The following is a 23,537-nucleotide window of genomic DNA, read 5'->3' as shown; positions in this document are numbered from 1 at the left end:
TTCCTCAGAACTCGAAGCCCGCCGGGTACGGGTCGGACGGGTCGAGCATGTACTGCCCCAACCCGGTGACCCAGGCGCGGCCGGTGATGGTCGGCACGACGGCGGGGTGCGGGCCGACCGTCGTCTCGCCGATCAGCCGCCCGGTGAACCGGCTGCCGATGAACGACTCATTGATGAAGTCGGCGCCGATCGCCAGCTCGCCGCGGGCCCACAGCTCGGCCATCCGCGCGGACGTTCCCGTGCCGCACGGTGACCGGTCGAACCAGCCGGGAAAGATCGCCATCGCGTGCCGGGAATGCCGGGCCGTCGAGCCGGGTGCGATGAACTCGACGTGATGGCAGTGGTCGAGGCCGGCGATTTCCGGATGCTTCGGCGGCGCCTGGGTGTTGATCGCGTCCATGATGGCCAACCCCGCGGTGACGATCTCGGTCTTATGGGCCCGGTCGAACGGAAGCCCGACCGCGTCCAGGTCGACCATCGCGTAGAAGTTGCCGCCGAAGGCCAGGCTGTACGGCACCCGCCCGAACCCCGGCACGTCGATCGTCGCGTCCAGCCGGTCGCTGTACGCCGGCACGTTCTCCAGCGTCACCGAGTCGGCGTGCCCGTCGCTGACCTGGACGGTCGCCACCACCAGCCCGGCCGGGGTGTCCAGCCGGATCGTGGTGACCGGCTCGGTGACCGCGACCATGCCGGTCTCGACCAACACCGTGGCCACCCCGATCGTCCCGTGGCCGCACATCGGCAGGCAACCGGAGACCTCGATGAACAGCACGCCGAAATCGGCGTCCGGCCGGGTTGGCGGCTGCAGGATCGCCCCGCTCATCGCGGCGTGCCCGCGTGGCTCGTTCATCAGCAGCCGGCGAACATCGTCCAGATGCTCCATGAAGTGCAGTCGGCGCTCGTTCATCGTCGCGCCGGGAATGACGCCCATCCCGCCGGTGACCACTCGGGTGGGCATTCCCTCGGTGTGCGAGTCGACTGCCGAGAACAGGCGCTTCGCCCGCATGTCAGACCGCCGCCGGGGACAACGCCGCGATCCCGGCGATCGCGCGTTCCATGTCGGCGCGCACCTGCTTCTCGTGCGCGGGGGTGAGCGGGCCGCGCGGCGGGCGGCACGGGCCGCCGAACCGGCCGACCATGTCCATGCCGAGCTTGATGGCCTGTACGAACTCGGTCCGCGAGTCCCACCGGAACACGGCGACGAGTTGCTTGTAGAGCTCACGGGCCTGGTCGTAACGGCCGGCCACCATGTGCTCGTAGATCGCGACGGACTCGGCCGGGAAGGTGTTGGGGAAACCCGCGAACCAGCCGACCGCACCGTCGACCATCAGCTCGAAGAGCACGTCGTCGGCGCCCGCGATGACGTCGATGTCGCACAGCTCGCGGATCTCGAACGCCCGCCGGACGTCCCCGCTGAACTCCTTGATCGCCACTACCTCGTCGATCTCGGCGAGCTCCGCCACCAGCTGCGGCACGAGATCGACCTTGGTGTCGAACGGATTGTTGTAGATCATCATCGGCAGGCCGACCTCAGCGATGTGCTTGTAGTGGTCGACCACCTGCTCGTCGCTGGCCCGGTAAAGGGTCGGCGGCAGGGCCAGCACGCCGTCGGCGCCGTCCTCCTTGGCCAGCTCGGCCCAGTGCCGGGCCTGGTGCCAGCCCGCGCCGTGCACGCCGGCCACCACAAGGCCGCGTCCTGCTACTGCCTCGACGGCGACCTGCACTACGCGGCGCCGCTCCTCGTCGGTCAGCGACGAGTACTCGCCGAGGGAGCCGTTCGGCCCGACGCCACGGCAGCCATTGCTGATCAGCCAGTCGCAGTGCTCGGCGTAGCGGTCGTAGTCGACGGCGAGGCCTGCGGGGGCGGAGCTGTCCGCCTTGTAGGGCAGTGCCGTCGCGACGATGACGCCGCCGAGATCGAATTGCTTGCTGGTCATGGTCATACCTCTCGTTCGACAGGGGGTGCGGCGATTTCGCCGAGCCGGACCGGGACAACGATCGGACGATTCGCCGTTCGTCCGGGATCCAGCGGAGCGTCAGGGAGCAGGTCCTCAACGTTTCGGCCGCAGGTGCGGCCCTGGCAGATGCCGAGACCGGCGCGTGAGCTGAGCTTGAGTGAGCGCAGACCACGCGTCTCGGTCGCGGCGAGCACAGTGCGCAGCTGCCCGGCGGTCACCTCCTCGCAGCGGCAGACGACCGTGTCGTCGCCGACCCAGGTCTTCCAGCCGGGACGAATGCCGTGCGCCCTGTGCATACGGTCGGCGAAGGCGCGGTGTCGGGCCACCTCGGCGGCGCCTCCGGCGCGGCCCGCCGCCGCCCGCCCGGCGGCCTCCCCCTCGGCGAGGGCCAGGTCGGCGCCGCCGATACCGGTGATCTCACCGGCCGCGTAGACGCCCGGCACCGACGTGCGCTGCTCTTCGTCGACGCGCACGCTCCCGTCGGCGGCGAGCGCGCAGCCTGCGGAGATGGCGATCTCCGTACGCGGGACAAAACCGTGGCTGACGCATACCGCGTCGGCTTCGACACGCTGCTCGGTGCCCTGACGAGGCGTCCAGTCGTCGGCGATCCGGGCCACGGTCACCGCGGTCACCCGGCTGTCGCCATGCGCAGCCAGCACTGCCGCGCCCGTTCGGTATGGAACGCGGCGCGTGGCCAGAGCACGTACGTACCCGCCGAGTTCGGCCGACTTGGACATCAGGTCCTTCGGCCTCAACTCGTGGGGGCGCGGCAGCCAGCCCCGGGCGATCCGCCGCCAACTGCTCGCCTCAACGACACCGACCACGGTCGCGCCCACATGCATGAGACTGGCGGCAACGGGAAGCAGGAACGGCCCGGTGCCCGCGACCAGCACCCGCTTGCCCACAGCGACCCCCTCGCTCTTGGCCATCGCCTGCGCAGCGCCGGCCGTATAGACACCCGGCAGGTCCCAGCCCGGGAACGGCAGCGTGCGCTCGTGCGCCCCGGTGGCAAGCACCAGAGCACGTGGCACGAAAACCCGGCGCTGACGGTCCCCGCCGTCGGCCGGGCCGACCAGCGCGTGCACGACCGGCGGCGCGTCGTCACGGCGATCCACCGCCCAGACCTGGGCGCCGGTGACAATCTCGCAATCCGGATCGCCCGTCAGGACCCGCCGCAGCGCGACAAACCGGGCCCACTTGTGCTGCAACGCGCGGATGTCCGCATCAGAGCCCCCGGTGAGCGGCTGCCGCCAGAACTGACCACCCAGCACGTCCGACGAGTCGAGCAGCACGACCCGAGCACCTGCTCGACGGGCAGCTTGGGAAGCGGCCAGCCCGGCCGGCCCGGCTCCGATCACCAGCACGTCAACGCTCATCATCGACCGCCCCCGTCTCGACGACATCACCGTCGGCCACCCGGCGTTGACAGGCACGCACATCGCTGAGCCCGTTCACCGTCACCAGGCAGTCGAAGCAGACGCCGATGCCGCAGAACAGGCCGCGAGGCCGGCCCGTCCTGGAGGTCGTCCGCCAGGAGACGCGGCCACGCGACATCAGCAACCCGGCAACCGTCTGCCCGGCCACGGCGCCCAGCCGCTCGCCGTCCACGGTCACGGAGATCTTCATCCGGTCGTCACCTTCCTCAGCGATTCACGCGTCACGGCGAAGGGAGCGGCCGGGATCTCCGGCTCCACCCCGGTCATGAGCGCACCGATCAACTCCGCCGTACCGGCCGCGAGTCCGATACCCGCGCCCTCGTGCCCGGTCGCGTGCCACAGGCCAGGCAGGCGCGGATCAGGGCCGATGACCGGAAGATGATCGGGCACGTACGGCCGGAACCCGCCGTATGCCCGCATGACCGGCACGTCGGCCAGGAAAGGGAAAAGGATCAACGCCTTGGCAGCCAGTTCGCCGACCACCGCGGCCTCGATCCGCTCGTCGAAACCACGCCGCTCCCGCGACGACCCGATAAGAACGGTTCCAGCTGCCGTCGACTCGACGACGCTGGAAGTCTGCAAGGCGGCCATCTCCGACTCGACGGCGCCGACGTAGTCGGCGTCGTACACCTTGTGTCGGATGCGGCGCGGCATCCGCGTGGTGACCAGCACGGTCCCGCGTCGGGGCAGCACCGGAAGACGGACGCCGAAACTCCCGGCAACCTCAGCCGACCAAGGCCCGGCGGCCACGACTGTGTACTCTGCACCGAATCGCCCGGCAGTGGTGTCCACACCAACGAGCCGCCCCCCGGAAACGACGCCACCGAGAACAGTGACCCCCTGCCGCAGCCGCGCACCGTGCCTGCGAGCCGAAGCAAGCAGAGCCTCGGTCGCGACAGTCGGCTGCACCTGGGCGTCATCGGGATAAAAGACAGCCGCGGCGACGCGCGGCGTGAGGTCGGGCTCCAGTTCGGCGGCCTCGGCGGCGGTCACCGGGCGGGCGTCCACCCCCGCGCTCCGCTGCGTATCGGCGAACGCGAGCAGAGCGTCCGCCCCCGTCGAGGTCGTCGCGACCACCAGGCCGCCCTTGGCTTCGAACTCGATATCGGGGAAGCCGGGGCCCAATTCGGCAGGGAGCTCAGCGGCGAATTCGGCCCACCGACGGCCCGACAGTACCGCGAGGTCCAGTTCGGCGCCGGGACCCTTGTCGGAGACGAGCAGATTCCCCTCACCACTGGAGGACGTTCCGCCGGCGGAAGCACCACGGTCGAGTACGGTGACCCGGAACCCGCCCAGAGCCAACCGCCTGGCCACGGCAGCCCCGACGATGCCGGCCCCCACAATGACGACGTCCGAACTCTCCATTTCAGTACTATGTCACATGCCATGTTTTATTGGCAATGACGTCGCCACTGAACCTTGAGCCCCCGCCCGTCTGACGGAAGCGCCGGCCGGAGGCAACCGCCCGCACATCAACCGTGAGGCTTTACAGTGCCTACCCCTACGCCACGGCGTAACCTTCCAGCGCACCAAAACACGGGTCACCCGGCCCTCCAGCCACGACGTCAAGCTCGACCGCATGGAGCACGTACTGGTACACCGCCCGGACCGTAGACGAGTCCAGGCCCCTGGGGATCCGACCCGCCGCCGACTCCTGCTGGGCGAATCCCAGCCGGCTGCCGACCACCCTCCGCCGCACCCCACGGCGTCGCCGACTTCCACGGCTGCTACTTCATCGGCGACAACACACGCTGGGCATCAACCTCCACCGCAAGGGCACCGCCCACAGCCTGGCCGCGCTGAAGTCGATCCATGCCGCCAAGAAGGCACTTCGCCGGGCGTGATCGGCAGGCTTGATCCACTCCGGAGATGCCGTCCGAGGCCGACCACCGCCGTTCCAGCGAACCTTCACGGTCAGAGCACCAGGCAGCTTCCAGGGGCGAGACGAGCATTGAGGCGTGCCGGTTGGCTCCGGCGGAGCCGATGTCGAGCGGGATGCCGCCGGCCCCGGTGGCCATCGAGCGCTTGGGGCCTTCCCCGCCCCGGCCCACTGGGGAACGACCTGCGGCCTTGCCTCCGCAGGGAGCCTTGGTGATGCAGCCGTCCACGGACAGCTCGTCCGGTTCCCGGCATCATCCGGTTGCACGCCTCCGACGCCGGGGCCTGAAGCTGCGGCTGCCCCTGGCGCGCACAGGCCAGCGATGAGCGGAGGGGCCGGCACCGGGAGCTCGTCCCACAGGGGGCCAGCAGGCATGATGGCTGGACCGGGCGCGAGCCCTCCGGTGATCACCGATCGCAGAGAACGCCATGATCGCTCAGGCTCGTGCCTCTTCTACATCCAAGAACCACTTCACCGCGAGCACACACCCACTGCCAGGCCGTCCAACCCAGCGGAAGCGAGACCCGGAACGCTGGTGGCACGCCGACGCCCGCACGCGGGCGGGGCATACTGGCGCGGCGCACATCAAGGGCGTTACGCCTCCCTGTGGCCGGCCCACCAGCCCAGCACGTGACCAATGTGCCTGACCATCAATCGCTCGCACTCCTCGGCGTCCCCCGCTTCCAGCAGCTCCAGCAGCTCCAGGTGTTCGCGAGCGGACGCCCTCAGTTCCTCCGTTGCCACCAACTCGGCCAAGCCCGTCAGACGAGTCTGTGCACGCAGGTCAGCCACGATGTTATGCAGCCGCATGTTGCCGGCCAGCTTCAACAGCGTGAGGTGGAAGGTCGTGTCGGCCTGCAGGTAACGGGCCAGGTCGGCATCGCGGGCACCGCGTACGATCTCCTCGGCCAAACCCCGCAAACGGCCCAGTTCGTCCTCGGAGAGCACCCCCGCGAGCCGCCCAACAGCCGGGGCTTCCAACAACTGGCGCACGTCGACGATCGCACGCATTTCGTCCTCACTGACCGCGGTAACACGGAAGCCCTTGTTGCGCACGATGTCCACCATGCCGCGCTTGGAGAGGTTGAGCATCGCCTCACGGACCGGCGTGGCCGAGACACCGAAGCGGGCGGCCAGGCTTGGGGCGGAGAACACCTCACCCGGAGGCATCTGACCTGAAACGATGGCAGCGGCGATCGCCTCCTCGGCCTGCTCACGCAGACTGCTGGCAGGCACGACGGACCCCAGAGGCCCGTGGTTCGCGTTCGCCATGAATTTCCCCCTTGTCACCAACGGCCATGTGCACCCTCCTCAGTGCAATAGCACATTCTATAGGTCTGCCGCGGGGACGCCTGCCACCTGGCGAGCTTCGGCACTCTGCGACTCAACGGCCGCCGGTCGGCACCGGTCCCACATCTCAGGAGTCATGGGCAAACCGTAGAGGGAGGGACTGACACAGCGGCCTCGAAGCCGTGGCGGGCGGGCCGCCGAGGAACCTCCTGGCTCCTGAGGGCTGGGTGCGTTGGCGGGCATGGCCGCGTACGGGCCCGGACGAAGCTAGCCGATGAGTGCCTCGGTGATCTGCCGGGTGGTCTGCGTGGCAACCCGGGGATTGACGGCGGCGTAGGAGGTGTAGGCGTTCAGGCCGGTGGCCAGGGCCCAGCCGCGGCCCCGCGTCCAGGTGGCGTCGTCCACGCCGAGCGCGGTGCGGAAGGCATCCCGACTCCGGGCCGACATCAGGGTGAAGGCGATGGTCAGGTCGCAGGCGGGGTCGCCGATGCCGAGCTCGCCGAAGTCGATGACCGCGCTGAGGCGGCCGCCGACGGTCAGCAGGTTGCCGGTGTGGAAGTCGCCGTGGAACCAGACCGGCGGACGATCCCAACCGGGGGTGCTCAGCGCCGTGTCCCACAGCTCGCTCATCGCCGCGGCGTCGAACGCGCCGTCGACCTTCTCGATGGCGGCCCGCGTGGCACGGTCCCGGTCGGCCAGCAGCCCGCCGGTGAGGTCCTCGCGGGCGTCCTCGACCGAGATGCCCTCGGGCGCGAACCGTTGAAGGGCGGTCAGGAACTCCGCCAGTTCGACGGCGGCCTCGGACGAGTCTGCCAGCGCCTCAACGGTCGCCACCTCGCCGTCCAGCCAGCGGGACACCGCCCACGGCCACGGGTATCCGAACGCGGGTTCTCCAACACCCACCGGCACGGGGATGGCCAGGGGCAGGTGCGGGACGAGCCGGGGCAGCCACTCAGACTCCTTCTTGGCCTGCCCGATGGCCCCGGCATGGCGGGGCAGCCGGACGGACAGTTCCTCCCCCAGCCGGTAGATCACATGGTCCGATCCGGCCGGGTCGAGCAGTTCCAGGGGCAGATGGGCCCACTGCGGGAACTGCGCATCGACCAGGCGCCTGACCAGCTCTCCGACACAGCCGAGTTCCGGCACCAGGTCGTCATGCAGCTCCATGCCACACTCGCGCGCTGGGCGCCGTCGAGCAGGCCCATGGCAGGTGCGCTGCCGGCCTCGGCGGCCTGCGGCTGGTGAACAGCGACGATTCCTGCTTCCGCAAGATCGGCTACGAGGATGCGGGCAACTCCCATGGGCACGTTGATGAGCGCCGCGATCTCGGCGACCGACTTGGTCTCCCGGCGCAGGTGGCAGATCCCCTGGTGTTCCGGCAGCATCCCCGCCCCCTGGCGAGTTTCAGCAGCGGTGGAGACGAGCGCCTCGATGGCCAGGTTGTAACGCGGGTCCACCGTGGTGAGGACGGCGTCGGTGAGGTCGAGGCGGAAGGCTTTGCTCCGTGTCCGATGACCTGGTTCTTGAAGCCCTTGGGGGATGGCATCGACCCCTTCTGGGATCCGTTCCGTGAACCCGGCAGTCGTCGAGGCACACACTTCCACAAGGCTCTTGGCACTACCCCAGCAGCCTACCGACGCACCTTTCGACAACTCGCCGTCCAGTCAGCGGATGGCTGTTGGCGTGGAACGTGTCTGGGTGAAGCCGTCACCTTCGGTGAATCTACGAGGACTCAAGGGAAGACAGGAGTGATGCATACGCGACCGTCTTGCGGCAAAGGTTTGACGGTCACGCGTCCGCCATCTCGTCCTTGTGGCGGAACAGGGTCCGGTATTCCTGAGGTGAGGTGCCGACGCGTCGATGGAATGCGGCCCGCAAGGAAGCGGGGGCGCCGAGACCGGTCAGGCGGCCGATCTGCTCGATGGGCACAGTGGTCGTCTCCAGGAGTTCGCGTGCTCGGTCAATGCGTGCGTCGGTCAGCCAGGTTATGGGCGGAGTGCCGGTCTCCTCGCTGAAGCGGCGGATCAGGGTCCGCCGCGACATATGGGCGCGTTCTGCGAGGTGGTCGATGGTCAGGGGCTTCGCAAGATTGTCAAGCATCCACTCCCGCAGAGGTGCAAGTTCATCTGCGCTCGCTTCGGGGCGGAATTGTTCGACGAACTGTGCTTGGCCTCCCCGTCGCCGTGGCGGCGCGACGAGACCGCGTGCGTGTGTGTTCGCTGCTGCGGCGCCCAGGTCGGTGCGGATCAGGTGCAGGCACAAGTCGATTCCCGCAGTCACGCCGGCGGACGTGAGGATATCGCCGTCGTCGACGTAGAGCTGATTTGGCACGACATCGACGTGTGGGTAGCGCTGACGCAATTGCTCGGCGTGCCGCCAGTGTGTGGTCGCGGGGCGCCCGTCGAGCAGCCCGGCCGCGGCAAGGACGAAAGCCGCGGTGCAGATGGAGACGAGTCGGGCGCCTCGGGCGTGAGCTGCTCGTAGCGCCACAAGAAGCTCAGCTGACGGGGTCGCGTCAATGTCGTCATAACCCGGAATGATCACAGTGTCGGCATCGCCCAGCGCCTCGAGGCCGGCCGCGACGGTGATCGCGAAGCCGCACCCCGGCACCAGGCCGGTGTCGGTGTCACCGCACACGGTCATCTCATAGTGGGGGTCCATTGCGAAGATCTGCGTCGCGGTACCGAACTCGAGCGGGAGCACACCGGGCAATACGAGCACTGCAACGTGGTGTCTGTTTGTCATGGTGGCACGACTGTAGCGCTGGTTGGCATCCGTGCCACTTTCGGCAGGAGGGCCGGTCTCATAACGTCGAGACATGACCGACACCCCCGCCCTCTCGGAAGGGCTGCAGAACGAGGTACTCGCTCTTCCTGCTGGGCCGCTGGTCGAGGCAAGCCTCGCCGCGGCACGTGCGGCGGTGCATCCGTCTGTGCTCAACCACAGCATTCGCGGTTTCTACTGGGCCCGTCTGTTCGCCGCCCAAAAAGGCGTCCTGAACGACGCGGACTACGACGAGGAACTCCTCTTCGCCGCCCATGTGATGCACGACCTGGGAACAGGCCCCGACGCACCCGGCCGGCTCCGGTTCGAGATGGAAGGCGCCGATCTTGCCGCCACAGTGCTGACAGATCTCGGCGCTCCCGCCCGGGACGTCGACCGGGTCTGGGAGGCGATCGCTCTTCACAGCACTCCGCAGATCCCCGAACGAATGGGACTGCTGACCTACCTCACCTACGAAGGCATCTGGATAGACTTCGGCAAACATTTCGACCTCGTGGCCAGGGAACAGAGGCAGATCCATGCCGCCTACCCACGGCTCGAGTGGGTCCGCCATTTCGCTGACGAAGTCCTCGCCCACGGAGCCCGCTCCGAGACCGCCGCACCCCCCTATGCGCTCGCCTACCACCTGGCGCGTGAGCGGGAAGCAGATGGAGTCACCTTCATGGAGCGTGGCGTAGCCAATGGTCCGTGGGGGGAGTAGGCGAGAGGCCTTCGCTCAGTCGCTCTCCGTCGACTGGGTCAGCGCCTACCGACTCATAGGCGGAGAAATCCGGCGCCGACCTCATGGTGACCGTTTCGTCCTGCACGGCGCCGACGCCATCCGCGCAGCCCCGGCCGGAATCCTCGATTCTGAGCCCCAGGTAAAGCTCGACCTGCGCAGCATTCACATTGCCGAAGGCGTTGCCGTGGTTACGAACGTTCTGACCATCACTGCACCTGACGGCAACGTCCAGCGGGAGATCGCCACCGAGGTACAACGGCAGCAGGCCGGTGGCCGGCGGCCGTACTTCTCGACGTCGTAGGCGACCTCCAATCCAAGTGACCGTTGGCGCCTCCATCCCCAGTATCCCGGCGTCCACCGGCCGCAATCGTCCGGCGCTGTGTGTCCTGTTTCCAGGAAAGCCCAGCACGCTCGGGTTATAAGTCAGGTCCTGTGGGCGTCGCGTTGAGGAGCGATGCATCGGCATCGCCTGGGCGTCATTGCACACACTTCAGTCGGCATCGCCATCGGAAGGTCACAGAGGCGGTGCTATGCCCCTATCTCATATTTCAAGTATCCCGGGCTTTGCGTGAAAAGCCCGGGACTGTTCCGCAAGAATCGGAGTTAAGCATGTCGGATTTTGTCGAATTCACTTTCCGAGGGCAGCCGGGTTACAGCGAACCGACAGCTCGGGAGATCATCACCAGTTCGATTCCCGTCCGGACGATCGCCATCTACTGCTTTGACCCCCGGGCGGCTGACGCTGCGCAAGCGGTGGCCGATTACTTCGGTGACGAGGTTTACCCTGGTGACCTTGTTCTCGACGAGTCCGGCCGGAAGACAGGTTCTACAGCGACGGTTTTCCCCCTCATCGTCGGGGGTGGACGCGCAGCGGACGCCCTTCGCTCGATCACGGTCTCCCAGCACCTCTTCGGAATCGAGCGGGTTGTCGTCGTACACCACTCCTTCTGCGGCGCCACGTCTTTCACGGCGGAGGGAATCACCGCTGCGTGGAAACATGAGCATCACACCGACATCTCGTCACTGTACGACTGGGACGGCATCTCCATCGCCGACTTCGAAAAATCACTCAACTACGATGTAAGCCTGATCCGCAACAGCCCGGGCACCCCGAAGCACATTGAGATCTACGGCCTTTTCTACGAAATCGGTTCCGGCGAGCTGACCGAGGTCGTTCGCGACGTTCCCGCCGAAGTTGCGTAGTAATCCGTGCGCGGGTGCAGCGGGAGGGTAAACCCGGCATGACGTGATGGAACGCGGCGGCGAGCAGGTGGGCGAGCGCGGCTGGCTCGGCCTCCGGCCGCAGTTCGCCGCGCTCGCGCATCTTGCTCGGGCCGCGTTTGAACAGCTCCTGCCACCGCTCGAAGCCCCCGGCCGCCGCGTCCCGGTGAGGGCTCGGTCTTGACGACCTCAGCGGCCAGGGAGCCGAACGTGCAGCCGCCGTGCAGCATGTCCTGCGAGGCGACGTACGGTCGGCCTGGCCGCCGGTCTGGCCCAGGCGCCGCTGTTCGCCGCCGGTGGCACCCTCGCACCCGAACACGCAACCACCGGCAGCGCCGTGCTCAACATGGGCCGGCTGATCGGCAGCACCGAGGGCGTGGCCCTGCTCGTCTCCCTCACCCCCAGGCCACGACCACCGGATTCGCCCATGCCTGGTCCGTCCAGGCCTGCGCCGGAATCGCCGCTGCCACCGCGCTGTTCGCCCTCCGGCCCCGCCACACACCCTGACCGCAGGGCCGCTGCTGCTCGGGGCGGGCCCGCAACCACAGCCTCCTGCTGGACGGGCATCGCACCGCCTCTCACTCATTTCGTGCGGCACCGACTCGAAGGAGTGACAGTGGAGTTCCCACTGGCTCCCTCTCAAGAAAGGGAGATCACCATCATGGAACGCAACCTCCTCGTGATCGGGGCCACCGGCAAAACCGGCGGCCACACCACCGAACTCCTGCTCCAGCGTGGGCACCGCGTCCGCGCACTCGTCCGCGGCCTCGACGTCCGCGCCGAGCGGCTCGCCGCCCTCGGAGCGGACGTCGTGGAAGGCGACGTCCTCGACCTGGACTCCCTGGCCCAGGCGACCAAGGGGATCGACGCCCTGTACTTCACCTATCCGATCCGCCCCGGCCTGATGGACGCCACCGCGAACGTGGCCCAGGCGGCGGAGGAGAACGGGGTCCAGGCGATCGTGAACATGTCGCAGGTCTCCGCCCGCCGCAAAACCGCCAGCAACGCGGCACGCCAGCACTGGGTCGCCGAACGCGTCCTGGACCACTTCCCGGTCCCCGTCACCCACATCCGCCCGACCTTCTTCGCCCAGTGGCTGATCGACACCTGGGCCGACGGAACCGGCGAACTGCGCCTGCCGTTCGCCGACGGACGCCACGCTCCCATCGCGGAAAGCGACCAGGCGAAGGTGATCGCGGCCATCCTGGAAGACCCCGCCCCGCACGCCGGCCAGATCTGCCCGCTGTACGGAGCCGAGGAGCTCAACCACTACGAGATCGCCGAGAAGATGTCGCGGGCTCTGGACCGTGAAGTCACCTACGTTCCCATCGAATTCGACGAATTCGCCGCCATCCTGCGCGGGCGCGGTGCGCCGGACCACCTGATCCAGCACCTGCTCGCCGTGGCCGTCGACTACCGCAACGGCGTCTTCGCCGGCACCAACGACCTGGTGAAGACGATCGGCGGCAGCGACCCCCTCGACGTCGAGGGCTTCATCGCCCAGAACCGCGCGGCCTTCGATCTGCACACTGCCTGAACGCTGGACAAGACAATGAGCGTTTGGTTCATCGAGTCAGCCCGCAAGGGCCGTGGTCGGACCGTGGACCGGTCGGCACTCGAAGGCTGTCCAGCCGCTCCCCGCCGGGGCCGCGAGCAGGTCGAAGCCGCCGGCAGTGAACAACTCGCCCCATTCCACGGCGGTTCGCTCGCGACCGCCGGTGATCAGCAGCATGTCCAGGTCCACGACGGCCGCGAGATCCGGGGAGGCCGCGCCGACCACCCGCTCCAGGACGAACAGCCGCCGCTCGGGGTCCTGTCCCAATGCCTCCCGCACGGTCCGCAGCACACGCACCGCGTCCGCGTCGGGCAGGTCGTGCAGCACCTGCTTGAGCACGAGGGCCTGCGTGTCCGGGGGCACGGTCGCGGTGTCGTCGGCCACGGTCCCGGAGCAGTGCGGGTGGCGGTCCAGCAGCGCCTGGAGGAACAGGCCGTCCCCGCGCAGTTCGGCCACACGGGAGATGGGGCCCAGGTCGATCAGCGAGGTGAGGTAGTCCAGGTTGCCGCGGTGGGTGCTCGCCACGGCCCGGGCGACGCGTCCGGCGGCGTCGGCGTCGGCCCGCAGATGGTCGTGGTACGGCTGCCCGAAGATCTTCGGGAAGGCCGGTTCGCCGGTCCGCAGGGTGTCGAGGATGTCGCGGTACGGCAGCCAGGTGAGTGGGTCGCCGTACAGCAGCACCTGGTCGCGGCGGGACTCGGGCACGTCCGAGCGCAGCAGTTCCGCGGCCGGGGTGAGGGCGAAGCGGCCGTCCGGCCCCTGGGCGAAAACGCCCAGCGCGGCGGCCGCCCGCAGCGCCCGGGCGAGCGCGTCGGGGTCGGCGCCGACGGCCTCGGCCAGGTCGGCCGCGTCGCGCGGGCCGTCGGCCAGGCGGTCGGCGACGCCGAGCCGGGCCAGCGCCCAGATCGCGCGGCTGACCGCGGCGGCCACCGGGAAGAACATCAGCTGGTGTCCGGGGGTCATGCCGGGCAGGGCACCGGGCGAGAACCGCCGGCCGGCGTCGCGGGGCCCGTCGTGCGTGTCCGTCACGTCCGCTCTCCTGATTCTCGTCTCGTGGGCATCGTGGGCATCGTGGGCATGCGGTCCGCGCGGCCGGTCATTCGACCCGGTTGCCGGTGGCCCGCCCGACCCGGTAGGGCGAGGTCACGTTCTCATACGACAGATGCATCATCATCCCCAGCACGGCGTGGTCGCCGATGTGGCAGTGGTCCATCCAGATGCCGGGGTTGTCGGCCCGGAAGGCGACCTCCCAGACCTCGCCGACGCGGACGTTCACCGTGTCCAGCCACACCGGACTTCCGGTCACCGGGCGGCCGTTGCGGCTCAGCACCAGTACGTGATGGCCGTGCAGATGCATGGGATGGTCGAAGTGGCTGCGGTTGGCGAACCGCAGCCGGACCAGGTCGCCCTCGCGGACGGTGAGGTTCGGGGCATCGGGGAAGGCCATGCCGTTGACCGTCCAGGTGACGCGGAACCGGCCGTCGTAGAAGCCGATCTCGTTGTCGAACACCATCGTCTTGGTGCGGGTGAAGCGGCTGCCGGGGCCGAACGGCGTCGGCGCGGGCGTGCCGTAGGTCGTGGGGTCGAACTCTCGCGAGGGGAGGTCCGGTGTCACCTCGCCGCGCCCGTCCGCGCTGATCAGCAGGCCCCGGTCGCGGGCTCCCACGAAGTCCTGGATCTCGGTGAGACGCACGGGCCGGTCCGGCATGACGAACTCGACGTCGTAGCGGCCGCCCGCGCCGATGGCCAGCTTCCGGTCGCTCACCGGCGTGGGACCACGCACGGCGTTGCCGTCGAGGGCGGTGACCCGGAAGGAGGTGCCGGTGAGGGAGAACTCGTGGGTGAGACGGTCGGAGTTGAGCAGCCGCAGCCGCACCCGCTCGCCCGGCGCTGCCCGGCGGCGCTCCAGGCGGTCGGCGAGGCCGAGCGCGGGCACGGTGGCGCCGTCCTCGGTCTTCCAGGAATGCATGGCGAGGTACCAGTCGTGGTCCACCGGAGCGGGCTTCGGCGGGTCGATGATCAGCGCGCCGAAGAGCCCCTTCATCTGCTGCACGGAGGTCTGCTGGTGGGAGTGGTACCAGTGGGTGCCGGACTCGTCGGGACGGAAGCGGTAGACATGGGTGCCGCCGGGACGGATCGCGTTCTGGGTGACGCCGGGGACGCCGTCCTCGGCGTTCGGCACGTCGACCCCGTGCCAGTGGACGGCAACGTTCGCACGGGGCAGTTCGTTCCGTACGGTGACCTCCACCAGCTCGCCCTGCCGCACCCGCAGGGTCGGCCCCGGGAGCTGGCCGTCGAACGCCCAGGCACGCACGGTTCGGCCGGAGGCGAGTCGTACGGTCTTCTCCGCGGCCACCAGCGTGAAGCGGCGGTCGGGGCGCTCGTCGCGGGGGCCGGTCAGGGCGGTCACGGAGGTCGTGCCGCCCGCGGCGGCGGACTCCCCGCCGCCGTGGTGTCCGCCCGCCGCGCCGTCGGCGGGCGCCATGCTCATGCTGTCCGGCAGCTTGCTGCTCGCGGCGGCCAGGTTCACCGTCGCGGTGCCGGCGACGGCGACCGCGGTCACCGCGGCCACGGCCCGCAACGCCCGCACCGGGCGGGAGGCCCGGCGGCGCGGTCGGGAGCGGGCGGCGAGCCAGCGGCGGGTCTGGCAGAACCAGGCAAGGGCGGCGAACAGCACCACCGCCGAGTGGATCAGCAGCGCGGGCCCCAGCAGGGGCGGGGCCAGGACAGTGAACAGCGCCGTCCACAGCCCGACGAGTGCTCCCAGTGCGGCGGTCTGCAGGGGCACGACGGCCGTCGGCGCGAAGGCCGCGATACGGGTCTCCAGGGACGGTCGCCGGACCCAGGCCACCAGGCGCGGCAGGGTGCCGACAAGGGCCGCGGCGGCCGGCACGGCCAGCGCCGGCAGGGCCACGGCGACCCGGTCGACGGCGAACAGCCAGCTCTCCCGGCCCATCAGCGTGACGGTGGTGATCCTCATCAGGACGACCAGCATGCCGATCCCCACGAGGGCCAGCAGCGTCACGGCCCGCGCCCGGCCACGCCGCCGGGACCGCTCCACCGGCCACCGCCCCGCGCAGAGCGCGGCCGTCGTCCAGATCAGTACGTTGAGCGCCGCGGCCTGCATGTCGGCGTTGAGCAGCATCTCGAACACGGTGGCTTCTCCTGAAGCGGGGCGGAACGGTCGAAGGCTGACCGGACGGGATGGTGGGGCCGACGGTCAAGAGCCGACCTGAACGGGGCGGAAGGAGGACGGTCAAGGGCCGGCCGGACGCCACGGGCGGAAGGGCGGCACGGTCGCGCGCCGGCCGCGCGCGGACGCGGGCCGGTCAGCCACACGCGCGTGCCGGGTGCCGCAACACGCCGTCGTGTCGGCACCGGCGTCACGAACGTGACCCGTACGTTCGCCCCGGCCGCCTGCCGCCCGTCCGTACTCACCTCGACGGCACCGCCGCGTCCGTACCGGTGTCACGGGCAAACCGTGTCCGGGGCGAGCGGTTCCAGGGCGTGGCCCTCGGTCCACAGCTGTCCGGCCGCGGTGAGCAGCGTGCGCCGGTCGCGTTCCGGCGGGCCCGGCCGGGCCGGAAGCAGGGGTACGGCGGTGCTGGCGCCGGAGCGGACCGAGCGGTGCTGGCGGGCGATGGCGGTGAGGCCCTGCCCGGGGCCGGCCTCCAGCAGCAGGTGGCCGCCGGTGGCGAGCAGCGCGTCGAGGGCGGGCCAGAACAGCACGGGGTCCGCGAGCTGCCGGGCCCAGAACTCCGGCCGGACCGCGTGGGCGGCGTCGAGCGGACCGCCGGTGTAGCCCGAGTACAGCGGCCAGGCCGGTGCCCCGGGCCGGACCGCCGCCACCAGGTCGCGGCCCCGCTCTGCGGCCCGTTTCATGACGGGGCTGTGGAACGCCTGCCGCGCGGCTGCCCGACGGCAGGTCAGGCCGTCGGCGCACAGCTTCTCCTCGACCTCCCGCAACTGCGGGTCGGGGCCGGCCAGCAGGGTCTGCCGGGGCGCGTTGACGGCGGCGGCCACCACCTGTCCGCCGGTCGGCAGGTATCCGGCGAGTTCGTCCACGGAGGCGGCGACCGCGAGCATGCCGCCCGGCCCGGTCGCGACCGCCGCGTCGACCCGGTCGCGCAGCACACGGACGGCGTCCGGCAGGGTGAACACGCCCGCGACGGTGGCCGCCACGAGCTCACCGACGCTGTGTCCGAGGAGCGCGGCGGGGGTGACGCCCCAGCCGAGCACCATGCGGCCCAGCGCGTACCCGATGCCGAAGAGCAGCGGCTGGGCGCGGGTCGCGTCGTCGAGCGGCACGTCCGGGTCACCCGAGAGCCATTCGTCGCGCAGCCGGTGTCCCTCGGGTCCGAGTGCGGCGAAGACCCGGTCGAGTGCCTGGGTGAACAGCGGCTCGTAGCCGTACAGCCCGGTGGCCATGCCGAGGTGCTGCGTGCCCTGGCCGGGGAAGAGCAGGACGACGGGGCGGTGCCGCGGCGGGCGGGGCGGTTGACCGCCGCTCAGGGCCCCCACGGCCTCGTCGACGGTGCCAGCGACGGCGGCGCCCCGCACGAGGCCCGTGCCGCGCCGGCCGGCGACGAGCCGGACCGCGCGCGGCAGCCGGTCCGGCGTGTCGTCCAGGGTCAGGTACCGGCGCATCGCGTACCGCCGACGGCTCTCGCGTTTCTCGTCCGGCGCCGACCACAGCAGCAGATACGGGGCCGTTCGCGTGGGTTCCACCGCGCTCACCTCCAGGCTCGACCGGACGAAGCCTGGGCACGGCCTCTCGAATACCCGTGGAGGCGTCCTGAACCCCCGGCTCGGGCGGCCCGGGGGCGCGTCTCTCCAGCGATCCTCCGCACGTGCTCGAGATCGCCCCCCGACGCTGGGCGCCCCAACTCGGCGGCCGTGAGGCCCGGGTGGACGGAGAGTTCTGAGTCATGGACTGGTGGACACACATCCTGGTGCCGGTGGCCGCGGTCGCCGGCGGCATGGCGGCGGGCGGCATGATGATCGCCGTACTCGGCGCGCCCCTTCTGCTGACGCTGCCGCCGCAGCGGTACGTCGCCCTGCACCAGCTGCTGGTGACACGGTTCGACCCCTTCATGCCGGCCTGTCTGCTCACCGCGCTGGCGGCGAACCTGGCGCTGGCGGTGGTGGCCCCCCGGGACGCCGCGCAGGCGCTGTACGCCGTGGCGGTCGTGTTGCTGACCGGTACCGTCCTCGTCTCGCTGACGCGGAACGTCCCGATCAACAAGTGGCTCAAGACGCTCGACCCCGACTCCCTGCCGCCGGACTTCGACCGGTTGGTTCACCGGCGGGTGCGCTGGCGCAACTGGAACCTGGTGCGCGCCTCCTTCACCCTCGTCGCGCTCGGCGTCAACGGCGTGGCGATCGGTGTGCTGGTCTAGGGGGTTTCTGACGGATCTCCGTGGGAGAAGGAGCGGCGTTCGGTGCGGCGAGAGGGCGTGCCGGGCGTCGCGACGCCGCGGAGATCCATCAGAAGCCCCCTAGGCCCGGTCGCCGCGCTCCGGGCCCCGCCACCTCTGCTGCGGGGCTCTTCCCTTTCCGCACTCCGGAGGTGTGCGCAATGACGAGCGAACCACGGGCGGCCCTGCGGCCGTCTGAGACCGTCCCCGAGGCGGACGGCCGTCCCGTCGTCGGCCTGGACATGCCGGCGGCCGGACGGGCGTTGCGGCTGCTGTTCGCGGCCGTCGCCGTGTGGTACCGGGTGGACCGTGACAGCCGGTTCGACGGGGCCTACTTCCTGCGCACGGTGCTGTGCTTCGTCCTGGTCGCCGTCGCCTACACGGTGGCCTACCGGCTGCTGTCGGCACGGCTGCTGGACCGAGTGAGCCCGTGGACGGGCACCGCGCTGTTCCTGCTGCCGGCGCTGCTCTACCCGCTGGACATCGGCCCGGCCGCCCTGCACGACGGGCTGGGCCTGTACACGCTGCTCGGGTTCGTGCTGTGCCCGTTGACCCGGTACGCGGGCGCCGAGGTGACGGCGTTGCCGGCGCTGGTGACCGGGCGGCGCCGGCACCGGTTGTACTCGCCGTTCAACATCGCCGACCGGGCCGACATCGCCTTCCGCACCTCTCCCGGTGGGAAGTGGTGGACGGTTGCCGCCGTGGTGACCGGCTGCTACTTCGTCGCGGTCTGGGTGCTGCCGCTGATGCTGGTGACAACCCCGGTCAAGGACGCGGTGAACGGCTACGAACCGCCCATGTGGTGGTCCCTGGTCCTGCTGCTGCCGGCGGCCTGTCTCGCGCTGCGGGCCCGTCGCGCCGCTCCGGGCCCGGACCGGCGGACCTGGGGGCTGGCCGCGCTGTTCCTGGTGTGCGCGATCCCGGCCGGGACGAACGTGCCGGACATGCTGTGGGGCGGCATCATGCTCATCGGCATCGTCACAGCCGTCGTCCGGGGCGTACGGCGACTGCGGCGCCGTACGCCGGCGGCGGGCTGAGGCGCCCCCTCTCCCGTCGTCGCGGCCCCGGCCGCCGGTTCGTCCGGCGGCCGGGGCCGACGTTCGTCCGCGGGGCTCACTTGCGGCCGTGCGAGGCGCCGTCCTCCCGGGGCAGCAGGAACACCAGACCCAACGTGACCAGGACGACGGCGAGTTGGGCCAGCATGGTCACGACGACGGCGTCCACGTAGTCCCCCGGGCGGGCGGCGGCCGGGTCGCCCACGAGCGCGTAGAACACTCCGCCGGTGACGGCGACGCCGACGGCGGCGCCCGCCTGCCGGAAGGTGGAGAACACCCCGGACGCGGACCCCGCGTCGGCCCGCGCGACACCGCTCAGCGTGACGTTGAGGACGGGTGTGCTGACCAGGCCGACGCCGATCCCGAACAGCAGCAGTCCCGGCACCACCGCAGGCACCGTGAGGGAGCGTCCCGCGGCCGCGACGGTGACCGTCAGCAGCGTCACGCCGGCCACCGCCGCGAGGTTGCCGCCGATCAGCACCCGCCGCCCGTGCCTGCGGGCCAGGGGGATCGCCAGGAAGGAGGAGAGCGCGGTGCCGAGCGCCCACGGCAGCAGGCACTGTCCGGCCCGCTGGGCGTCGAAGCCGAGGCCGTGCTGGAGGAACAGGACGAAGACGAAGAAGAACCCGGTCATCAGCGCGGCGAGGTTGAACGTCACCAGCACGCCGGCCGTGAAGACCCGCCCGCCGAACAGGTGCAGGGCGATCAGCGGGGCACCGCCCGCCCGTTCGCGCCGTCGCTGGTGTGCCACGAGCAGGGCCAGCGCCGGTGCCGAGGCGGCCAGCGCCGCCCACGCCCACCAGGGCCAGCCCAGTTCCCTGCCGTAGGTCAGCGGGCACAGGAACAGCAGCAGCGCCACGGCCGCGAGCCCCACCCCGGCCAGGTCGAGGCGGCGGCCGTCCGGTTCCCGGGACTCCCCCAGGTAGCGGAGTCCGCCGATCACGGCCAGCACGCCGACGGGCAGGTTCACGAGGAACAGGGCGCGCCAGCCCCAGCCGAACAGGTCGGCCTGGACCAGCACCCCGCCCAGGACGGGTCCGGCCACACTGGCCAGGCCGATCACGGCGGCGTACAGGCCCATCGCCGGGCCTCGGCGGGCGGGCGGCACCATCAGCTGGAGCACCGTGAGGACCTGAGGTCCCATCAGGGCGGCCGAGGCCCCCTGCAGGACCCGGGCGAGCACCAGCAGCGGCACGCCGCCGGCCGCCGCGGCCAGCGCCGAGGCGAGGGTGAACCCCACGGTCCCGGCGAGGAAGACACGGCGGCGCCCCACGAGGTCGCCCAGCCGGCCGCCGGTGACCAGCAGCAGGGCGAACGGCAGGGCGTATCCGGCGAGCACCCACTGCGCGGCGGCCTCCCCGGCGCCGAGATCGTGCTGGATCTCGGGTACGGCGACGTTGACGCCCATGACGTCGAACTGGTTCATGAACGCGGCCAGCAGGACCACGGCCAGCGCCCGCATCGGGCGCCGGGTCACGGGTGCGGTCGGCGGGCCCTCCGGGGCCACGGGGGGCCTGGACGTGGCGCTCATGACAGCAGCGCCACGGCCAGGGCGTTGACGGCGAGCGCGGCCAGCGCGAACGCGGTCCGCAGCCGGTGCCAGGAGCGCCAGGGCAGCCGCGGGTCCTGCCAGTCGGCCGGCAGGGCCGCCGGGTCCAGGGCGTGCACCTTCTTGTTGATCGGCACGTTGCCGAACTGGGAGACGACCTGTACTCCGACCATGGCCAGCAGCGCCACGCCGAACAGCGCGCGGGCGGTGCCGCCGTCGGCCACGAACAGCAGGGCGAGGTCGGCGAGGACTCCCACCGTGACCACCAGCGGCATCACCGGGTGGTAGCCCTCGCCGAGTTTGCGGTGGAGTTCCACGTACCGGTCCGCGGGCAGCGTCTGCACCGCGGGCAGCACACTGACCGCCACGGCGAAGAACACTCCCGCCACGATGCCGCTGCCGATGACGGCAGCCGTGCCCAGCAGTTCGATCATGGGCCCCTCACTTCCGCGCCCGCTCCGCGGCGGACGACGACTGATGGCGACGGATGACACGACGTCGCTGGACAGTGCCCGTGCGGCCTCAAGACCCATTCGAGCCGGGCTCGACACCGGCCTCGCGTCCGGGCGGCGCCGGTGGCGCCGGTGGCGCTCCATCGTGGCTCGAGAAACGCCCGAGGGGTGCCGGACAGCCTGTCGGCACCGGTCGCGCCGAGCCGTGTGCGGCCCGCGTGCGCCGTACGCGCCGTACATCGCCTCAGCGCGCGTCCCGCCCTCCGCCGCCGGGCGTGCGGTGCGACTTCGCCGCCCGGCCGACACCCCAACACGAGGAGCGCACATGTCTGGTATCGCCGGATGGGTCGACCACCGTCGTGACCTGACGCGCGAGCGGGCCACCGTCCGCGCGATGACCGCGACCATGGCCTGCCGCGGCCCCGACGGAGAAGGACTGTGGTCCAGCGAGCGCGCGGTGCTCGGCCACCGCCGCCAGATCACCGTGGCCCCGCAGGCGCCGCCCGACCCGGTCGCGTTCCTCTCCGACGGTGAGACGGTGGCGGTGGCCGCGCTCGACGGGGAGATCTACAACGCGGCCGGGTTGCGCCGGGAACTGGAGGCGTCCGGGCACCGCTTCCGCGGCGACGGTCACACCGAGATCGTCCTCGCCGCCTACCTGCGCTGGGGCGCGGACTGCGTACGGCGGCTGGTGGGCGTCTTCGGCATCGCCGTGTGGGACCACCGCGCCCAGGAACTGCTGCTGGCCCGGGACCGGCTCGGCAACAAGCCGATGTTCTACCGCCCCACCGAGCACGGAGTGGTCTTCGGCTCGGAGCGCAAGGCGATCCTTGCCCATCCGCTCGTCGAGCCGGTCGTCGACCTGGACGGCCTGCGGGAGATCCTCTCCTACGCCGGGACGCCCGGGCACGGCGTCTTCCGCGGGATGCACCAGGTCCGCCCCGGCCATCTGGTGCGGGTCAGCCGCGCGGGCCTGCGCGAGGAGACGTACTGGGCGCTCGAGGCCCGGGAGCACACCGACGACCTGGACACCACCGTGCGCACCGTACGGGAGTTGCTGGAGCAGGCGGTGGCCGACCAGCTGGACGCCGACGTGCCGCTGTGCCTGATGCTGTCGGGCGGTCTCGACTCCAGCGGGGTGACCGCGCTCGCCGCCCGGGCGCTGCGCGAGCGGGGCGCGCCGCCGCTCAGGACGTTCACCGCCTCCTTCCGCCAGGAGAAGGAGTTCCAGGCCGACGAGGTGTGGTCGACGCCGGACGCCCCCTACGCACGGGAACTGGTCGAAAAGGTCGGGGCCGAGCACACCGACGTGGTGCTCGGCACAGAGGACTTGCTGGATCCCGTGGTGAAGGCCAACACCCTGCGGGCGAAGGACGTGCCGAGCCCGCTGGGCAACATGAACACCTCGCTGTACGTGCTCTTCCGGGCGATCCGGGAGCACGCCGACGTGGCGGTCCTCGGCGACGCCGCCGACGGGATCTTCGGCGGCACCATGTGGATGTCCATGCCACCGCTGCTCAAGGCGCGGACGTTCCCGTGGACGGCGATGGCGCAGTGGAGCGGCGGCCGCAACGGGATGGGCACCGACCTGCTGGAGGCCGGCCTGCTGGCCAAGCTGGACGTGCCCGGCTACTGCTCCGACCGCTACCAGGAGGCGATGGCGCGCGTCCCACACGTGCCCGGGGCCTCCGACGAGGAGCGCCGGATGCGGGAGATCTGGTACCTCAACGTCACCAGCTGGCTGGAGACCCTGCTGCCGCACAGCGAGTCGGTGGCGCAGTCGCTGGGCCTGGCCCTGCGCCTGCCGTACTGCGACCACCGGCTGGTCGAGTACGTGTTCAACGCGCCGTGGTCGATGAAGGGCTTCGACGGCCGGGAGAAGAGCCTGCTGCGCGCGGCGCTCACCGACGTCCTGCCCGAGTCGATCCTGCAGCGGCGCAAGTCGCCCTACCCGGTGACGCAGGACGTCGCGTACGCGCGCGCCCTGTGCGACGGGCTGCGCCGCCTGGCGGCCGACCGTGACGCGCCGGCCGCCGGACTGATCGACACCGAGGCGGCCCGGGTGTTCACCGAGGACCCCGAGGCCCTGGTCACCGGACCTCGTGCCTGGGTGGCCCGCACCCACGTCGAGATGCTCTTCCAGCTCAACGACTGGCTGGACCGCTACCGGGTCCGCCTGACCCTGTGAGCTTTCAGGCCGCCCGCCGTTCTTCCATCCGC

19 protein-coding genes and 2 pseudogenes are annotated in these 23,537 nt (G+C 70.7%); 6 read left to right on the top strand and 15 right to left on the bottom strand.

Going from position 1 to position 23,537, the window contains the following annotated elements; translation table 11 throughout:
- Nucleotides 1–4: 4 nt before the first annotated feature.
- From E0500_RS29585 to E0500_RS29550, 10 genes and pseudogenes are all read right to left on the bottom strand, one after another.
- Nucleotides 5–1,006: a proline racemase family protein gene (locus E0500_RS29585; protein WP_131559562.1), complete on the bottom strand. Its 1,002-nt coding sequence runs from the start codon at nt 1,004–1,006 to the stop codon at nt 5–7.
- A 1-nt stretch (nt 1,007) separates the two neighbouring features.
- The gene (locus E0500_RS29580) at nt 1,008–1,937 is read right to left on the bottom strand and encodes a dihydrodipicolinate synthase family protein (protein ID WP_131559560.1); all 930 of its coding nucleotides are present in this window, start codon (nt 1,935–1,937) and stop codon (nt 1,008–1,010) included.
- A gap of 2 nt (nt 1,938–1,939) precedes the next feature.
- Entirely contained in the window at nt 1,940–3,334 is a 1,395-nt protein-coding gene (locus E0500_RS29575) for an FAD-dependent oxidoreductase (protein ID WP_220141394.1), read from the bottom strand.
- Nucleotides 3,324–3,584, bottom strand: coding sequence for a (2Fe-2S)-binding protein (locus tag E0500_RS29570; RefSeq protein ID WP_181587189.1), 261 nt, complete (start codon nt 3,582–3,584; stop codon nt 3,324–3,326). Before E0500_RS29570 ends, E0500_RS29575 begins: the two co-directional genes overlap by 11 nt.
- Nucleotides 3,581–4,759, bottom strand: coding sequence for an FAD-binding oxidoreductase (locus E0500_RS29565; RefSeq protein ID WP_131559557.1), 1,179 nt, complete (start codon nt 4,757–4,759; stop codon nt 3,581–3,583). Before E0500_RS29565 ends, E0500_RS29570 begins: the two co-directional genes overlap by 4 nt.
- Nucleotides 4,760–5,331: 572 nt before the next feature.
- Nucleotides 5,332–5,514, bottom strand: a pseudogene (locus E0500_RS44340) (IS5/IS1182 family transposase); the annotation flags it as partial.
- A 353-nt stretch (nt 5,515–5,867) separates the two neighbouring features.
- Nucleotides 5,868–6,545, bottom strand: coding sequence for a GntR family transcriptional regulator (locus tag E0500_RS29560; protein ID WP_131559555.1), 678 nt, complete (start codon nt 6,543–6,545; stop codon nt 5,868–5,870).
- Between the two features lie 285 nt (nt 6,546–6,830).
- Nucleotides 6,831–7,730, bottom strand: a complete 900-nt coding sequence (locus E0500_RS29555; protein ID WP_131559553.1) for an aminoglycoside phosphotransferase family protein — start codon at nt 7,728–7,730, stop codon at nt 6,831–6,833.
- 23 nt (nt 7,731–7,753) lie between these two features.
- Nucleotides 7,754–8,020: pseudogene (locus tag E0500_RS44335) on the bottom strand (DUF742 domain-containing protein); the annotation flags it as partial.
- A 331-nt stretch (nt 8,021–8,351) separates the two neighbouring features.
- Nucleotides 8,352–9,308: a GlxA family transcriptional regulator gene (locus E0500_RS29550; RefSeq protein ID WP_131559551.1), complete on the bottom strand. Its 957-nt coding sequence runs from the start codon at nt 9,306–9,308 to the stop codon at nt 8,352–8,354.
- A gap of 73 nt (nt 9,309–9,381) precedes the next feature.
- Here E0500_RS29550 and E0500_RS29545 point away from each other — a divergent pair, with 73 nt between their 5' ends.
- The 3 genes from E0500_RS29545 (at nt 9,382) to E0500_RS29535 (ending at nt 12,826) form a co-directional block, all read left to right on the top strand.
- A complete protein-coding gene (locus tag E0500_RS29545) occupies nt 9,382–10,047 on the top strand; it encodes an HD domain-containing protein (protein ID WP_258573002.1) in 666 nt (221 codons plus the stop codon).
- A 630-nt stretch (nt 10,048–10,677) separates the two neighbouring features.
- Nucleotides 10,678–11,271, top strand: coding sequence for a carbonic anhydrase (locus tag E0500_RS29540; RefSeq protein WP_131559546.1), 594 nt, complete (start codon nt 10,678–10,680; stop codon nt 11,269–11,271).
- 679 nt (nt 11,272–11,950) lie between these two features.
- Nucleotides 11,951–12,826: an NmrA family NAD(P)-binding protein gene (locus tag E0500_RS29535; RefSeq protein WP_131559545.1), complete on the top strand. Its 876-nt coding sequence runs from the start codon at nt 11,951–11,953 to the stop codon at nt 12,824–12,826.
- 36 nt (nt 12,827–12,862) lie between these two features.
- Here the strand turns inward: E0500_RS29535 and E0500_RS29530 are convergent, their stop codons facing one another.
- From E0500_RS29530 to E0500_RS29520, 3 genes are all read right to left on the bottom strand, one after another.
- Nucleotides 12,863–13,873 carry a methyltransferase gene (locus tag E0500_RS29530; protein WP_131559544.1) on the bottom strand — a complete coding sequence of 337 codons (1,011 nt, stop codon included), beginning with the start codon at nt 13,871–13,873 and terminating at the stop codon, nt 12,863–12,865.
- A 67-nt stretch (nt 13,874–13,940) separates the two neighbouring features.
- Complete coding sequence (locus E0500_RS29525) at nt 13,941–15,989, bottom strand: multicopper oxidase family protein (protein ID WP_258573582.1); 2,049 nt, start codon at nt 15,987–15,989, stop codon at nt 13,941–13,943.
- Nucleotides 15,990–16,312: 323 nt separating this feature from the next.
- Nucleotides 16,313–17,572 carry an acyltransferase domain-containing protein gene (locus tag E0500_RS29520; RefSeq protein WP_309505183.1) on the bottom strand — a complete coding sequence of 420 codons (1,260 nt, stop codon included), beginning with the start codon at nt 17,570–17,572 and terminating at the stop codon, nt 16,313–16,315.
- Between the two features lie 200 nt (nt 17,573–17,772).
- Here E0500_RS29520 and E0500_RS29515 point away from each other — a divergent pair, with 200 nt between their 5' ends.
- Together E0500_RS29515 and E0500_RS29510 are read left to right on the top strand one after the other, a co-directional pair.
- The gene (locus tag E0500_RS29515) at nt 17,773–18,243 is read left to right on the top strand and encodes a DUF1772 domain-containing protein (protein WP_131559542.1); all 471 of its coding nucleotides are present in this window, start codon (nt 17,773–17,775) and stop codon (nt 18,241–18,243) included.
- 179 nt (nt 18,244–18,422) lie between these two features.
- Nucleotides 18,423–19,298, top strand: coding sequence for a DUF6410 domain-containing protein (locus tag E0500_RS29510; protein WP_131559541.1), 876 nt, complete (start codon nt 18,423–18,425; stop codon nt 19,296–19,298).
- 76 nt (nt 19,299–19,374) lie between these two features.
- Here E0500_RS29510 and E0500_RS29505 read toward each other — a convergent pair whose 3' ends face one another.
- Together E0500_RS29505 and E0500_RS29500 are read right to left on the bottom strand one after the other, a co-directional pair.
- Nucleotides 19,375–20,847, bottom strand: a complete 1,473-nt coding sequence (locus tag E0500_RS29505; protein WP_131559540.1) for an MFS transporter — start codon at nt 20,845–20,847, stop codon at nt 19,375–19,377.
- Entirely contained in the window at nt 20,844–21,299 is a 456-nt protein-coding gene (locus E0500_RS29500) for a DUF1772 domain-containing protein (protein WP_131559539.1), read from the bottom strand. The genes E0500_RS29505 and E0500_RS29500 overlap by 4 nt, the downstream gene beginning before the upstream one ends.
- Nucleotides 21,300–21,642: 343 nt before the next feature.
- Here E0500_RS29500 and asnB point away from each other — a divergent pair, with 343 nt between their 5' ends.
- The gene (gene asnB / locus E0500_RS29495) at nt 21,643–23,505 is read left to right on the top strand and encodes an asparagine synthase (glutamine-hydrolyzing) (RefSeq protein WP_131559537.1); all 1,863 of its coding nucleotides are present in this window, start codon (nt 21,643–21,645) and stop codon (nt 23,503–23,505) included.
- Nucleotides 23,506–23,537 lie beyond the last annotated feature (32 nt).

The sequence above is a fragment of the Streptomyces sp. KM273126 genome (genome assembly GCF_004337435.2).
GTDB classification, from domain to species: domain Bacteria; phylum Actinomycetota; class Actinomycetes; order Streptomycetales; family Streptomycetaceae; genus Streptomyces; species Streptomyces acidicola.
Note: the sequence above shows the minus strand (reverse complement) of the source record. Positions and strands in the feature narration are given on the sequence as shown.

Coding starts and splice junctions, on each gene's coding strand:
- E0500_RS29540 (WP_131559546.1), top strand. CDS start 10,678: ATGTCGGATTTTGTCGAATTCACTTTCCGAGGGCAGCCGGGTTACAGC.
- E0500_RS29575 (WP_220141394.1), bottom strand. CDS start 3,334: ATGAGCGTTGACGTGCTGGTGATCGGAGCCGGGCCGGCCGGGCTGGCC.
- E0500_RS29555 (WP_131559553.1), bottom strand. CDS start 7,730: ATGGAGCTGCATGACGACCTGGTGCCGGAACTCGGCTGTGTCGGAGAG.
- E0500_RS29500 (WP_131559539.1), bottom strand. CDS start 21,299: ATGATCGAACTGCTGGGCACGGCTGCCGTCATCGGCAGCGGCATCGTG.
- E0500_RS29560 (WP_131559555.1), bottom strand. CDS start 6,545: ATGGCGAACGCGAACCACGGGCCTCTGGGGTCCGTCGTGCCTGCCAGC.
- E0500_RS29515 (WP_131559542.1), top strand. CDS start 17,773: ATGGACTGGTGGACACACATCCTGGTGCCGGTGGCCGCGGTCGCCGGC.
- E0500_RS29570 (WP_181587189.1), bottom strand. CDS start 3,584: ATGAAGATCTCCGTGACCGTGGACGGCGAGCGGCTGGGCGCCGTGGCC.
- E0500_RS29545 (WP_258573002.1), top strand. CDS start 9,382: ATGACCGACACCCCCGCCCTCTCGGAAGGGCTGCAGAACGAGGTACTC.
- E0500_RS29585 (WP_131559562.1), bottom strand. CDS start 1,006: ATGCGGGCGAAGCGCCTGTTCTCGGCAGTCGACTCGCACACCGAGGGA.
- E0500_RS29550 (WP_131559551.1), bottom strand. CDS start 9,308: ATGACAAACAGACACCACGTTGCAGTGCTCGTATTGCCCGGTGTGCTC.
- E0500_RS29510 (WP_131559541.1), top strand. CDS start 18,423: ATGACGAGCGAACCACGGGCGGCCCTGCGGCCGTCTGAGACCGTCCCC.
- E0500_RS29525 (WP_258573582.1), bottom strand. CDS start 15,989: ATGCTGCTCAACGCCGACATGCAGGCCGCGGCGCTCAACGTACTGATC.
- E0500_RS29535 (WP_131559545.1), top strand. CDS start 11,951: ATGGAACGCAACCTCCTCGTGATCGGGGCCACCGGCAAAACCGGCGGC.
- asnB (WP_131559537.1), top strand. CDS start 21,643: ATGTCTGGTATCGCCGGATGGGTCGACCACCGTCGTGACCTGACGCGC.
- E0500_RS29565 (WP_131559557.1), bottom strand. CDS start 4,759: ATGGAGAGTTCGGACGTCGTCATTGTGGGGGCCGGCATCGTCGGGGCT.
- E0500_RS29505 (WP_131559540.1), bottom strand. CDS start 20,847: ATGAGCGCCACGTCCAGGCCCCCCGTGGCCCCGGAGGGCCCGCCGACC.
- E0500_RS29580 (WP_131559560.1), bottom strand. CDS start 1,937: ATGACCAGCAAGCAATTCGATCTCGGCGGCGTCATCGTCGCGACGGCA.